A 12,993-nucleotide genomic window follows, 5' to 3' on the forward strand; every position below is an offset into this window, starting at 1 on the left:
ATTAGTTATATTTCCTTTTTTGAGGCATGGACACAGGTAAAATCCTCAAATTCCAAAAAATTTATTTTATAAGAAGAATGAGTACCCTTGTACATAATTTCAGCGGTAGTGCTACCATCATCAAATAAAAAATCCTGAACATTTATATGTTGTAGAAAACTTAATCCACGTTCCCCATATATTTTATACAACGATTCCTTTGCGCCCCAGACTATAGTTAATTTTCTAATTACAGCTGCTGTATTTGCCAGCGTACGGTATTCCTGAAACGGTGTAAACTTATGGGCAATACGCAGAATTTTATCGCGCTGCATTTCTATATCAATACCTACTTCTACCTTACTGCTAATAATGATTCCCGTAAAATTATGGGAATGTGTTATAGAAATATATTTACCGTCCTTAAGATGGGGCTTACCAATTTGGTCATAGAACAAATCAAAATCTGTATACCCATAATTGGCCAATAAATGCCTTATACTTAAAAAAGCCCTTCTATGCAGCGAAGATTTCATACCATTGAACCTTTTCTGGCAATGGGGCGTAAGCGTAACATTATCCCATAATGTTTCCTCCGTTTCCTCTACCTTCCAAATAGCTAAAGAGGTGTCATCATCAATTGTTATTGTTTTGTAAAGCGGCATGGGATTCTTAGTGTTATTCGTACCTTTGCACGAATTAAAAATTGCTATCACAGATAAACGAAAGTATAAAATAATATAGATATGAGCACGAAAACTATTCCATATGTGCCTTATAAGGTTAAGGATATTACACTTGCCGACTGGGGAAGAAAAGAAATTGAATTGGCAGAAGCAGAAATGCCAGGTCTAATGGCCCTACGTGAAGAATATAAAGATGAGCAACCTTTAAAAGGTGCACGAATTGCCGGTTGTCTTCACATGACCATCCAAACTGCCGTTTTAATTGAAACCTTGACCGCTTTGGGTGCAGATGTTACTTGGAGCTCATGTAATATATTCTCTACCCAGGATCAGGCCGCCGCTGCCATTGCCGCTGCAGGTGTACCTGTTTATGCCTGGAAAGGTATGAACGAAGAGGAGTTTGACTGGTGTATAGAACAAACTTTATTCTTTGGCGAAGATAGAAAGCCGTTGAATATGATTTTGGACGATGGTGGTGATCTTACCAATATGGTGTTGGACAAGTATCCAGAATTGGCCAATGACGTTAAAGGACTTTCGGAAGAGACCACCACCGGTGTTCACCGTTTATATGAACGCGTAAAAAATGGCACCCTGCCAATGCCCGCTATCAACGTAAACGATTCTGTAACCAAATCTAAGTTTGATAACAAATACGGGTGTAGGGAAAGTGCTGTAGATGCTATTCGTAGAGCTACAGATACTATGCTTGCCGGTAAACGCGTTGTAGTTGCCGGTTACGGCGATGTAGGTAAGGGTACCGCTGCTTCTTTTAAAGGTGCCGGTTCTATTGTTACCGTTACCGAAATTGATCCTATTTGTGCATTACAGGCTTGTATGGACGGATTTGAAGTTAAAAAACTGGAAACGGTTATTGGTAATGCCGATATCGTAATTACTACTACAGGAAATAAAGATATTATTAGAGCTGAACATTTTGAAGCGCTTAAAGACAAAGCCATAGTTTGTAATATTGGTCACTTTGACAATGAAATTGACATGGCTTGGTTAAACAATAACCACGGAAGCACTAAAGATGAAATTAAGCCTCAAGTTGATAAATATACTGTAAACGGTAAGGATATTATCATTTTGGCAGAGGGTAGATTGGTAAACTTAGGTTGTGCCACTGGCCACCCAAGTTTTGTAATGAGTAATTCATTTACCAACCAAACTCTGGCGCAAATAGAACTTTGGAAGCATAGTGAAAACTACAAGAACGAAGTGTATATGCTACCTAAACATTTAGATGAAAAGGTTGCAAAACTTCACTTGTCTCGTTTGGGTGCAGAATTGACCGAGCTAAAGAAAGATCAAGCCGACTATATAGGTGTTACCGTAGAAGGACCTTTTAAGCCAGACTATTACAGATACTAAACAGTAGTTTTATAAATTAAAAAAGGTCCCGATAAAATCGGGACTTTTTTTTGTTTATGCCTAAATATGTTTAGTTGTTTTCAGCCAACATACCTTCAAGATAATAGCAATCTGTTTGTTCTTTAATCTGTGCCAAACCTTGTTCTTTAGAATCTAAAGGATTTATTTTCACCTCTTTTCCATTTGGCATGTAAACAATGTAAAAACCTTCTTCAAAAGAAGATAGTTTTATTATTTCTCCATTAGGTCTAATGGCATTCCAGGATTTTTCACTTGGCTTATATACCAAATCAATTTTCTTTCCTTTTTTAGGACCATCTACTACAGTTACCTGCATTCTGTTTTTAGTTGCGGTCATTTCAAAGGTATTCCCGTCTCTTTCTACCATTTGGGTCTCTGACTCACCTTCCTTCATAGCAATTGGGTTAGAACCGCTCCAAAATTCGATTACATTGAATATAATGGTATCTCCTAAAAAGAATAATCCGTAAACAGGAATAATATTTAAGCCCCAAAATACTAGGTTATTTACAAACTTACTATCAGAAACACCTTGGTTCCAATCCTTTAAATTATTAAAGGCGCTAAAAGAACCCAAGCAACTAGAGAATAATAATGTTCCGGCCATAGCCACACAGATAACTGACTTTTTCATGATTTTAATTATTTAGAATTAGTTATACAATATAAGTACTTACCATCAACTCCGTTCTCTGATACAAATTGATTTTTAACCCAATCGCAACAATCTAAAAACAATTATACAGATTTACATGCCTTGCTCCAGACCTTCGTTCCATTTTCTTACGAACTCCTCAGACCATGCATCCCAGCCAATGGTACTCAATGTCCAAATAGTAATACCAATGACTATGATATTTAAAATAATACCTACCATTGCTATAATCTTTCCTTTTTTTATAGCTGTATAGTTATCATATGCCTCGGGATTCATCTTATACACCTCTTCAGATTTAATCGCCAAAAAATAAGCCCCTATTGCGGGGATTATGCCAAATCCACCCAGACAACATATTATACAGCTAAGAATGGCCAGTACATAAATAAATGCGGAATTAGGTAGTTTTTTATTTTCCATAGGATGTTATAAATTTATATGTACCCCTAAAGTTATTCATTTATTTTAATCCATCTTAGTGTCAATTAGCAAGATATTTTCAAGATATACTTTTTAATAATCCCTTTTCTCTTATCATCATTTTTACGTACTTCGCTTAAAATATAGCATAATGGTACTATTTATTGATATGGACGAAGTTATTGCCGATACCTATGGCGCCCATATAGAAATCTACAATGCAGAATTTAAAGGTGAACTAACGACAGAATTATGCAAAGGTTCAGAGGTTTGGCATATGGTGCCAGAAGCACACCAAGATAGTGTTAGAAAACATGCCACTAGAAGAGGTTTTTTCAGGAATTTAAAACCCATAGCCGGAAGCCAAGAAATACTTGCACGATTAGCCGATAAACACGAGGTATACATAGCATCTGCCGCTATGCAATTTCCTAATTCATTAGAAGAAAAAAGTGAATGGCTAGACGAACACTTTCCTTTTATACCTTGGCAAAATCGCATTCTTTGTGGACATAAGCATATTCTTAAGGGCGATGTATTAATAGACGATAGAAGCTTTAATCTTGAAAAATTCAATGGTAGGGCCATTCAATTTACCTCTCCGCATAATATAAATACCCAAGGTTTTGAACGGGTAAACTCATGGTTTGAAGTTGGACAAAAACTACTATAACCATTACAGATTACCACGGTTACAGATATGCCTTAAATATAGGCAACTTAAATCCCCTATATTCCTATATCCTATTATTAATAAAAAAAAGCGGCCCTTTATAAGGCCGCTGTTCTATATTGTATTTACTACATTACCTGCTCTAGGTCTATAAAACCTGAACCTTATATTATTTTTTAAACAGGTCATATTTTAGGCCAATAGTAAATCGTTGACCATAAAATTCTATTTGTTGTGTACGCTCCTTAACTCCTTGAAAATAACGTAAAGGCTGGTTGGTTACATTATTTAAATCTGCATAAACACTTAGATTGCCATTAATTTTATAGGATGCATTCAAATCTACAAATAGCTGAGTATCATAATGTCTATCTTCAAAACTATTACCACCTATTTCATCTATATAACTATCCGAAAAATTCGCAGATAACCTTGCACTGAATTTTTTATCTGCGTAAGCCAATGAACCATTGAACATATTGGGAGAGGTATTTGGCAAATCTAAATCATTACGCTCATCCCCATCCTCATTTCTAATTCCGTCTGCTGAAGACGTTAAATAGGTGTAATTTAAATAAAGGCTAAAATTTCTTGCGAATCCTGGAAGAAAATCCAATTGACGTTGAAAAGCCAATTCCATTCCAAATATGGTAGCGCTATCCCCGTTCAATGGCTGAAAAACATCATACCCTTCCGTTCCTGCACCTAAACTATCATCTGGTGCCTCATAAATAAAAGTATAGATGAAGTCGTCCAAGTTTTTGTAAAATAGGCCACCAGAAAGTAAGCCAACACTTTGGAAATAGTGCTCTGCCATAACATCAAAATTCATGGATGTAGTAGGATTTAAGTCTGCATTACCCAACACCAGTTCATTATCCTCATTGATTACCTCTGCCCTAGGTATCAAATCTTGATAATTGGGTCTTGCCAAGGTATTGGTCCAAGCAAAACGTAGAATAGTGTTGTTGGTAAGGTTATATTTAAAGTGAACACCTGGTAATATATTTGAATATGAGTTTTCACCATTTACCTCTTCTACAAGTATTTCTTCCTCAATACCCGCATCTTCATCCTCTTCTATATAGACAACCCTATTCCCCTTAGACTCTAAATTGGTGTTTTCTATACGCAAACCGGCCAATACACTAAATTTTTCGCTAAGTTTTTGGTTGAACATTACATAACCCGCAAAAACATCTTCTTTTACTTCAAAATTAGAGGGAGCAAACTCATCTACTACCAACTCGCCATTAGATGGAATCAAATTTAAAGCTGCCAACCAATCTTCACTTGCAAATGAACCAATTTGATATTGACTACCGGCTAAAAAATCTGGGTCGTTATAATTTTTTACCGGTACATCTGCCAAAGTAGGAAAGTCATCCTCTAAATCAAATTCATAAAAATCATTATCCCTTAACTTGGATTTAAACCTGCCCCTTGCACCAAATTTGAACGTACCGTCTCCTTGACCAAAAATATCAAGTGGCAGTTCAAAATTTACGAATACGTTGACATCTTCCTCCTCAGTATATTGGTTTTCCTCGGTTACCTCACTATACTCAAAGTTTTCCAAAGCAGCATCCTCAATATTTGCCACTGAATATCTTGGGTACTTGGAGTTCAGCACATCATTGTTAATGATATATTCAGTTTCAAATTCTGCATAACGCTCATTTAATCGCTCCTCACTAGCTTTGGCGTAAGAGGTCATCCAGTCTACTTTTAAGTTGCCCCAAAGATGGTTACCGCCCAAACTGTAATTCTGCATTCTTTGGTCCTCCAATCTTCGGTTTTTATTCCTTTTACTGTCAATACCTCCTTTAGATTGTCTTTTGACCGCCGCGGGAAAACGTGTAGGCACTCCGTCCGTTATGGTAAAATCTCCTGCTTCAATATCCTCAGCATCCAAGATTTCATGCTCCAAACGAAAACGGTTTTCCCTATCATCTCGCCAGTTGTACATGGTCTTTAAAAACACGGTATTATTAACGTCAAACTTATAATCCAAATTTGCGGAAAAACTTCTTCTTATACGTTGAACCAAATATTCCCTTTGCTCATAAACGTTTACATAAGGGTCAACAGGAACCTCTTCCAACACAGCTTCCCCCTCTTCGTCTTCTACCCCTGTATTATACTCAAATTCGTCTGTCCATTCTGCCTCTACATTATCGGACCCAAAATCATTATCATTACCAGAAACGGCAATCATCCAACCAAACTTATCGTCATTGCTACGATTTCCCACAAGAACGGAACCATTAAAAATAGGTTTATCCGTAATAAAATTTATTCCGGACCCCAGTGTTGCAGAAAGTCTAAACCCCTGGGGCGATGTTCTTGTGATCAAGTTTACAGAACCACCTAGGGCATCTGCGTCCATATCTGGTGTAACGGCCTTACTAACTTCAATGGATTGTATCATGTCTGCCGGAATTAAATCCATCTGTACATTTCTATTATCCCCTTCTGCAGAAGGCACCCTACTTCCATTTAAGGTAACAGAGTTTAATTGTGGCGATAGACCACGTACAATAACATTTCTAGCCTCTCCCTGATCTACCTGCATTGTAATACCCGGTATTCTTTTAACGGCATCCCCAATATTGGAATCTGGAAACTTACCGATCTGATCTGTAGAAACTACATTGGTAATATTTAGATTGGTACGTTGGGTGTTCAATGCTTTTGACTGCCCGCTTAAACCATAAGCCGTAACCTCAACCCCATCTAGCTCCATGGTTTTGGGTTCAATAGTAAAATTAATACTAACAGTAGTATTATCTTCAACCGTTATTTCCTTGTAAAGGTCCTCGTAACCTAAATAAGAGATTTCTATGGTGTATGTTCCAACAGGTACATCTACCATAGCGAACTTCCCATCAAAATCGGTAATGGCTCCTTTTGAGAGCGAAGTAATAATTGCATTTGCCCCGGGCAAATAAAGGCCATTTTCATCGGTTACGGTACCCTGAATATTGCCTGATTGTGCCATAGCGATCATTGGCACTAGTAATACTAAATAAAAAAATAATGCATTCTTCATTTTCTAAGTGGTTGTTATTTGGCCACAAAGAAATTAAAGTGAAAACAAAACAATGTTGTGTAAACCTTAAGGATATTTTAAGCTTGCTCTAAATTATAAGCTTATTTACTATTACTTAACCTTGGCCTAACAAAAAAGCCCTCTTCAGAAATGAAGAGGGCTTTTTATATTTTAAATGCTAATGATTACGCATCAAAAGGCTCAATGGAAACAAAAGATTTTCCACCTGCTTTTTTCGTAAACTTCACCAAACCGTCTACACGTGCGTGTAATGTGTGGTCTTTTCCTGCGTAAACATTTTCACCAGGATTGTGTTTTGTTCCTCGCTGTCTTACGATAATGTTTCCAGCAATTGCAGCTTGACCACCAAAAATCTTAACTCCTAATCGTTTCGATTCTGATTCTCTACCGTTTTTTGAACTACCTACACCTTTCTTATGTGCCATTGTCTAAGGTTTTAAATATTATACTTAATGGTACGCTTATTTAGCTACACCACCATCTAATTCATCTTGCCATTTTTGTAACTCGTCCCATTTACCATCTGCAGCTAATTGTGCTTGCTTTGGCCAAGTATCGGTTACATGGTTTCCACGAACGTCAGCAATGATTTCAGAAATCTTGGCTGCGTCAGTTTTCGCCAACTCTGCAAATGTTGAAATACCTGCAGCGTTTAAGGTCTCAGCTATCTTTGGTCCAATACCTTCAATCTTTTTTAAATCATCACCTTTGCTAGAAGCTTTTTTTGCTTTTGGCTTAGATGCTACAGAAACTTCAACCGGTGCCGCTTTACCATCTGCCTTTTTTGCTTTTGGCGCTGCCGCTTTCTTAGTTTCAGTTTTCTTAGCTCCTTTAGAAATAATAGACTCGATAACAACCTCAGTAAGAGATTGACGATGTCCATTTTTCTTTTTGTAACCTTTACGTCTCTTCTTATGAAAAACGATTACCTTATCTCCTCTAAGGTGTTTAACGACTTTAGCCTCTACTGCGGCTCCGTCTATAGCCGGGGCGCCAACTGTAACATTCGATCCATCTGCCAAAAGAAGAACATTGTCAAAAGTAACCTTTTTACCTTCTTCTGCCTGCAAACGGTGAACGTACACTTTTTGGTCTTTTGCAACTTTAAATTGCTGCCCTGCCATCTCTACAATTGCGTACATATTATTAAATGTAAAAATTAAACCTGATGGATTTTTTCCATAGGCGGGTGCAAATATACTTCTTAATCGTGAATTTACAAGTGTTTTTTATGAATTTTGCACCTGTTTTAACTTTGTAGTGTTCGAAGCCTTAAATAGTTGCATATAGGCCAAGGTCAAGACCAAGCTTGTAGTAAAGCCCATTACCGCTACAACAAGAAATACAATAGCCTCAAAACTACGATAGTTGTTTGCCCATTTTGTAGATAATTCTTCTAGAAAACCGGGTTGTAACTCTGTAGAATATAGCGCAAAAAACAATGTAAAGATCAAGGTTGCCACTCCACCGGTTACCAGACCGGCAACAAAACCTTCCCCATATGTAAATTGCTCGCCCTTTTGGACTTTATAAAATTTTATGGCCTCATATATGGCAAAACCTGTAATAACCACATTAAACAAGCTATAAAAAACATTGACGTGAAGGTCCAAAAGAGACAATATTAGAAAGTAAGCTATTAGGCAACCACTTGCCGCAACTCCAAACCTAATGGGTAACGCATAATTTTTCATACCTTAAAACTTTGATTATTATACATTTAAGATAAGAAATAATCTTTATATTTTTAAGAATTCAATGTTAAAGAAAAAACATTAATAGAAATTTACTTACAATTCTGTATTTTTAGTGTAACACATGAAACCATTTATCTACTAAATATATATAACCCTTTACTAAACACTAATTAAATGAAAAAACTACTACTCCGGTCTTCGGCCATTTTCCTATGTGGAATTTCAACTTTTGCGCAAGAGGTAAATTTTGAGGAATACGACCTTGACAACGGCCTGCATGTAATTTTACATCAAGACAAAACAACGCCTATTGTAACAACATCTGTCATGTACCATGTGGGCGGTAAAGATAGAACAGAAGGCAGAACAGGTTTTGCCCACCTATTTGAACATCTGCTCTTTGAAGGAACCAAAAATGTGGAGAAAGGCAAATGGTTTGAAATTGTTTCATCTAACGGTGGCGCAAATAACGCCAATACCACCCAGGACCGAACTTACTACTATGAAGTTTTTCCTTCTAACAATTTAAAATTAGGGCTATGGTTAGAATCTGAACGTATGCTTCACCCTATTATTGAACAAAGTGGTATCGATACCCAGAAAGAGGTGGTGAAAGAAGAAAAAAGGCTTCGGTATGACAATTCTCCATACGGTCAGTTCCTACCGGTATTGGGCAAAAATCTTTTTAATGTGCACCCTTATAAGGATCCAAATATTGGATACATGAAAGACTTGGACGCCGCTACCTTGGACGACGTTATTGCCTATAACCAAAAATATTATGTGCCAAACAATGCAGTTCTTGTAGTTGCAGGCGATATAGACCTTACTGAAACCAAGAAACTGGTCAAGGACTATTTTGAGCCCATACCAAAAGGAAATTCCATTACCCGTAATTATCCAAAAGAAACACCTATTACGGAAGAGAAAAAAGCAACTTTTCACGATCCTAATATTCAAATACCTGCCGCCATGGTGGCGTATAGAACCCCGGGCTTTACAGAAAGGGATGCCTATGTCCTAGATGTCATTTCTACCTATTTAAGTGATGGGCCATCGTCCAAATTATATAAAAAAATGGTTGATGACCAAAAACAAGCCTTACAGGTTGGAGCTTTCAATATTTCTCAAGAAGACTATGGCATGTATGTAGTTTTTGGATTGCCCGTAGGCGAAACCACATTAGAGGTTCTTTATACGGAAATGGAAGAAGAAATAGAAAAGGTAAGGTCAACTTTGATTTCTGAAAAAGACTATCAAAAGATTCAAAATAAATTTGAAAACCAATTTGTCAACTCCAATTCAAGTGTTGAGGGTATTGCCAATTCTTTGGCAAGATATTATCTGTTATATGGAGACACCTCTTTGATCAACAAGGAAATTGAAATTTACAGATCAATTACCAGAGAAGAGATAAAAGATGTTGCCAGCAAATATTTAAATAACAACCAAAGACTTTTATTAGAATATCTACCAGAGGAAAACCCTGCAAACTAACACGATGATGAAAAGACTATATATATTATTTGCGGCATTTTTAACGATAATGGCCGCTCAAGCACAAGTAGACCGTACTGTAATGCCAAAAGCTGGTCCGGCACCGGAAATCAATTTAAAGACCCCTACAAGTTTTAACTTGAACAACGGATTAAAAGTTATGGTGGTAGAAAACCATAAATTACCAAGAGTAAGTATTCAACTCACTATAGACAATCCGCCTATTCTGGAAGGGGACAAGGCCGGTGTAAGTAGCCTTACCGGTAGCCTTCTTGGAAATGGATCCACCAATATTTCAAAAGATGAATTTAACGAAGAAATAGATTTTTTGGGCGCCCGTCTTAATTTTGGGTCCCAAGGTGCATATGCCAGTTCTCTTTCCAAATATTTTCCACGTATGATGGAACTCATGGCCGATGCCGCCATTCATCCTAATTTTACACAAGAGGAATTTGAAAAAGAAAAAAACATACTCATTACAGGTTTAAAGACCGAAGAGAAAGATGTGTCTGCAATTGCCAGCAGAGTACAATTGGCATTGGCCTACGGAAAGGACCATCCTTACGGGGAAATAACATCAGAAGAAACGGTTAATAATATTTCCTTGACAGATGTTGAAGCTTTTTATAGGGATTATTTTGTGCCTGCCAATGCGTACTTGATTATTGTTGGTGATGTTACTTTAGAACAAGTAAAACAATTGACCGAAGATTACTTTACCCCTTGGACCAAAGCGGTACCCCCTTCTTTTTCATATTCTCAGCCAATTAACGTTCCTAATACACAAATTAATTTTGTTGACTTGCCAAATGCAGTACAGTCAGAGATTACGGTTCAGAATATTGTAAACCTTAAAATGAAGGACAGTGATTATTTAGCCGCCCTAGTGGCAAACCAAATTCTAGGTGGCGGCCCAGATGGTCGTTTATTCCTTAATTTAAGAGAGGATAAAGGTTTCACCTATGGCTCATCATCTGCCATTAGAAACAATAAATTTGTGCCAACCCGGTTTACGGCAGGAGCAAGTGTTAGAAATATGGTTACCGACAGTGCTATTGTGGAATTGTTGAAAGAGATTAAACGAATAACGGTAGAACCTGTTAGCGAAAAGGAACTTAAAAACACAAAAGCCAAATACGCCGGCAGATTTGTTCTTGCACTAGAAGACCCACAAACAGTGGCCCAATATGCCCTGAATATAGAAACCGAGGACCTACCCCAAGATTTTTATAAAACCTATTTAGAAAGACTGGACAAAATAAGTATTGAAGAGGTGCAAAAAGCCGCGCAAAAATTCTTTAATGTTGATAATGCCAGAATTGTGGTAGCAGGCAAGGGAAGTGAAATACTTTCCAGTTTGGAACAAATAGATATTAATGGAAAAAAATTACCTGTATTGCATTACACAAAGAATGCAGATCGTACAGAAGCCCCTAATTACGAAAGCTCAATTCCTGAAAACCTAACGGTAAACGATGTTATCAACTCTTACATTAGCGCTATAGGGGGTAAAAACAAATTAGAGGATGTAGATACGTTCTCAATGATCGCCGCTGCCGAAATGCAGGGCATGCAATTAGACCTTGAAATTAAAAAAACGGCTACCAAACAGTTTATGCAAGACGTAAAAATGATGGGTAATTCTGTAAGCAAACAAGTATTGAACGGTGACACAGGCTATATGATCAACCAAGGTCAACGTATGGAACTTTCTGGTGACGAACTTCTAAAAATAAAAGCGGAATCTGCCCCGTTCGTAGAATTGGGATACTTGAATAATACAGATATTTCTTTGGAAGGCTCAGAAATGGTCGGCGATAGAAATACATATAAAGTAAAAGTTTCCGATGACAAAACCGTTTTCTATGATGCAGAAACAGGCCTAAAACTACAAGAAGTAAATATTGCGGAAATGCAGGGTCAACAAATACAGTCTACCTTCACTTATGAAGATTATAAGGAAGTGAACGGTATTTTAATTCCTTTTAAACTTACACAGACCATGGGTCCGCAATCTTTTGAATTTATAGTATCGGAGATTAAAATAAATGAAGGTGTTTCCCCATCAGATTTTGAATAACACAAAAATATACTTACTAAAAAAACCCGCTTAAAAGCGGGTTTTTTATTTTTAATAACTTGCTTTTATCTAGCCTATTTTTCTAATTCTTGCCTCACCAAAAATTAACCCTTTATCCACATCTGGGTTACCGGTATAATTAACATTGGTTTCTCCATAGCACGTTACTTTTAACCTATCTACAACATTGACCCTAAAATTACTTTCTCCATAAGCGGTAATTTTAGTTTCATCTGCAACCATACTTTCCGTATTTACCTCACTTTCACCGTATGCCCTAAAGACTTGGCGAGAAACCTTACCACCTCCCATTTCCAAATAACTGCTTCCATAAATTGCAACGGTAAGCTCATCTATAGACACTTCATTAAAATATACTTTTGCCTCTCCGTACAATGACATCTTAAAATCATCTGCACTAAAAAGATTTTTGCACCTTACGATTTCCTCTCCCCTTACAGATAAATTTTCCAATTTTCTATAAGTTACCGTAATAGTTGCCATAGTACCATGGTACAAAGGTTTACTACCACGCCATTTATCGGTTGAAATACGTTCTGACTTTGTAACTACTTTTGCCCCATCTAAATACAATCGCAAAGTTCTACCTTCCACTTCTACATTTATTTTTTCTAAAGGAACTTTTGCATTGTCAATGACCACATTCTCCTCCTCACCCTCAATAAGGTTTAACTCTATATGCGGACTAACAATTAATTTATCAAAAGACTTTACTTTAAATTGTTTTTCTTGTGCCTGAATAGTATTTACCAAAAAAGTAATCGTTAAGGCTACAAATAATATTTTTTTCATGATTTCCGTTTTATTGATT

General features: G+C 36.9%; 12 protein-coding genes. 4 read left to right on the top strand and 8 right to left on the bottom strand.

All coding sequences use genetic code 11. The features are described 5' to 3' along the window. Window positions 1-5: 5 nt before the first annotated feature. Complete coding sequence (locus ABVM52_RS06115) at window positions 6-644, bottom strand: 4'-phosphopantetheinyl transferase family protein (RefSeq protein ID WP_405384526.1); 639 nt, start codon at window positions 642-644, stop codon at window positions 6-8. 81 nt (window positions 645-725) lie between these two features. Between ABVM52_RS06115 and ahcY the strand changes: the two genes are divergently transcribed. After that, window positions 726-2,042, top strand: a complete 1,317-nt coding sequence (gene ahcY / locus ABVM52_RS06120; protein WP_405384527.1) for an adenosylhomocysteinase — start codon at window positions 726-728, stop codon at window positions 2,040-2,042. A gap of 70 nt (window positions 2,043-2,112) precedes the next feature. Here the strand turns inward: ahcY and ABVM52_RS06125 are convergent, their stop codons facing one another. Together ABVM52_RS06125 and ABVM52_RS06130 are read right to left on the bottom strand one after the other, a co-directional pair. Continuing rightward, entirely contained in the window at window positions 2,113-2,697 is a 585-nt protein-coding gene (locus ABVM52_RS06125) for a DUF3332 domain-containing protein (protein ID WP_405384528.1), read from the bottom strand. A gap of 114 nt (window positions 2,698-2,811) precedes the next feature. Further along, complete coding sequence (locus ABVM52_RS06130; RefSeq protein ID WP_405384529.1) at window positions 2,812-3,141, bottom strand: CCC motif membrane protein; 330 nt, start codon at window positions 3,139-3,141, stop codon at window positions 2,812-2,814. 151 nt (window positions 3,142-3,292) lie between these two features. On the opposite strand from ABVM52_RS06130, the gene ABVM52_RS06135 reads away from it, so the two are divergent. Beyond that, window positions 3,293-3,814 carry a 5' nucleotidase, NT5C type gene (locus ABVM52_RS06135; RefSeq protein WP_405384530.1) on the top strand — a complete coding sequence of 174 codons (522 nt, stop codon included), beginning with the start codon at window positions 3,293-3,295 and terminating at the stop codon, window positions 3,812-3,814. 169 nt (window positions 3,815-3,983) lie between these two features. Here ABVM52_RS06135 and ABVM52_RS06140 read toward each other — a convergent pair whose 3' ends face one another. The 4 genes from ABVM52_RS06140 to ABVM52_RS06155 form a co-directional block, all read right to left on the bottom strand. Continuing rightward, entirely contained in the window at window positions 3,984-6,866 is a 2,883-nt protein-coding gene (locus ABVM52_RS06140; RefSeq protein WP_405384531.1) for a TonB-dependent receptor, read from the bottom strand. A 185-nt stretch (window positions 6,867-7,051) separates the two neighbouring features. Further along, window positions 7,052-7,312 carry a 50S ribosomal protein L27 gene (gene rpmA / locus ABVM52_RS06145; protein WP_405384532.1) on the bottom strand — a complete coding sequence of 87 codons (261 nt, stop codon included), beginning with the start codon at window positions 7,310-7,312 and terminating at the stop codon, window positions 7,052-7,054. 36 nt (window positions 7,313-7,348) lie between these two features. Beyond that, window positions 7,349-8,029, bottom strand: coding sequence for a 50S ribosomal protein L21 (rplU, locus tag ABVM52_RS06150; RefSeq protein ID WP_405384533.1), 681 nt, complete (start codon window positions 8,027-8,029; stop codon window positions 7,349-7,351). Between the two features lie 87 nt (window positions 8,030-8,116). Beyond that, on the bottom strand, window positions 8,117-8,581 hold the full coding sequence (locus tag ABVM52_RS06155) for a DUF4199 domain-containing protein (protein WP_405384534.1): 465 nt from the start codon (window positions 8,579-8,581) through the stop codon (window positions 8,117-8,119). A gap of 177 nt (window positions 8,582-8,758) precedes the next feature. On the opposite strand from ABVM52_RS06155, the gene ABVM52_RS06160 reads away from it, so the two are divergent. Continuing rightward, window positions 8,759-10,081: a M16 family metallopeptidase gene (locus ABVM52_RS06160; protein WP_405384535.1), complete on the top strand. Its 1,323-nt coding sequence runs from the start codon at window positions 8,759-8,761 to the stop codon at window positions 10,079-10,081. A 4-nt stretch (window positions 10,082-10,085) separates the two neighbouring features. Continuing rightward, the gene (locus ABVM52_RS06165) at window positions 10,086-12,161 is read left to right on the top strand and encodes a M16 family metallopeptidase (RefSeq protein WP_405384536.1); all 2,076 of its coding nucleotides are present in this window, start codon (window positions 10,086-10,088) and stop codon (window positions 12,159-12,161) included. Between the two features lie 69 nt (window positions 12,162-12,230). Here ABVM52_RS06165 and ABVM52_RS06170 read toward each other — a convergent pair whose 3' ends face one another. Next, window positions 12,231-12,974, bottom strand: a complete 744-nt coding sequence (locus ABVM52_RS06170; RefSeq protein WP_405384537.1) for a head GIN domain-containing protein — start codon at window positions 12,972-12,974, stop codon at window positions 12,231-12,233. Between the last annotated feature and the right edge of the window lie 19 nt (window positions 12,975-12,993).

Origin of the sequence: Maribacter sp. LLG6340-A2, from assembly GCF_045057105.1 — a bacterium.
GTDB lineage: Bacteria > Bacteroidota > Bacteroidia > Flavobacteriales > Flavobacteriaceae > Maribacter.

Coding starts and splice junctions, on each gene's coding strand:
- ahcY (WP_405384527.1), top strand. CDS start 726: ATGAGCACGAAAACTATTCCATATGTGCCTTATAAGGTTAAGGATATT.
- ABVM52_RS06135 (WP_405384530.1), top strand. CDS start 3,293: ATGGTACTATTTATTGATATGGACGAAGTTATTGCCGATACCTATGGC.
- ABVM52_RS06140 (WP_405384531.1), bottom strand. CDS start 6,866: ATGAAGAATGCATTATTTTTTTATTTAGTATTACTAGTGCCAATGATC.
- rplU (WP_405384533.1), bottom strand. CDS start 8,029: ATGTACGCAATTGTAGAGATGGCAGGGCAGCAATTTAAAGTTGCAAAA.
- ABVM52_RS06155 (WP_405384534.1), bottom strand. CDS start 8,581: ATGAAAAATTATGCGTTACCCATTAGGTTTGGAGTTGCGGCAAGTGGT.
- ABVM52_RS06125 (WP_405384528.1), bottom strand. CDS start 2,697: ATGAAAAAGTCAGTTATCTGTGTGGCTATGGCCGGAACATTATTATTC.
- ABVM52_RS06115 (WP_405384526.1), bottom strand. CDS start 644: ATGCCGCTTTACAAAACAATAACAATTGATGATGACACCTCTTTAGCT.
- rpmA (WP_405384532.1), bottom strand. CDS start 7,312: ATGGCACATAAGAAAGGTGTAGGTAGTTCAAAAAACGGTAGAGAATCA.
- ABVM52_RS06130 (WP_405384529.1), bottom strand. CDS start 3,141: ATGGAAAATAAAAAACTACCTAATTCCGCATTTATTTATGTACTGGCC.
- ABVM52_RS06160 (WP_405384535.1), top strand. CDS start 8,759: ATGAAAAAACTACTACTCCGGTCTTCGGCCATTTTCCTATGTGGAATT.
- ABVM52_RS06165 (WP_405384536.1), top strand. CDS start 10,086: ATGATGAAAAGACTATATATATTATTTGCGGCATTTTTAACGATAATG.
- ABVM52_RS06170 (WP_405384537.1), bottom strand. CDS start 12,974: ATGAAAAAAATATTATTTGTAGCCTTAACGATTACTTTTTTGGTAAAT.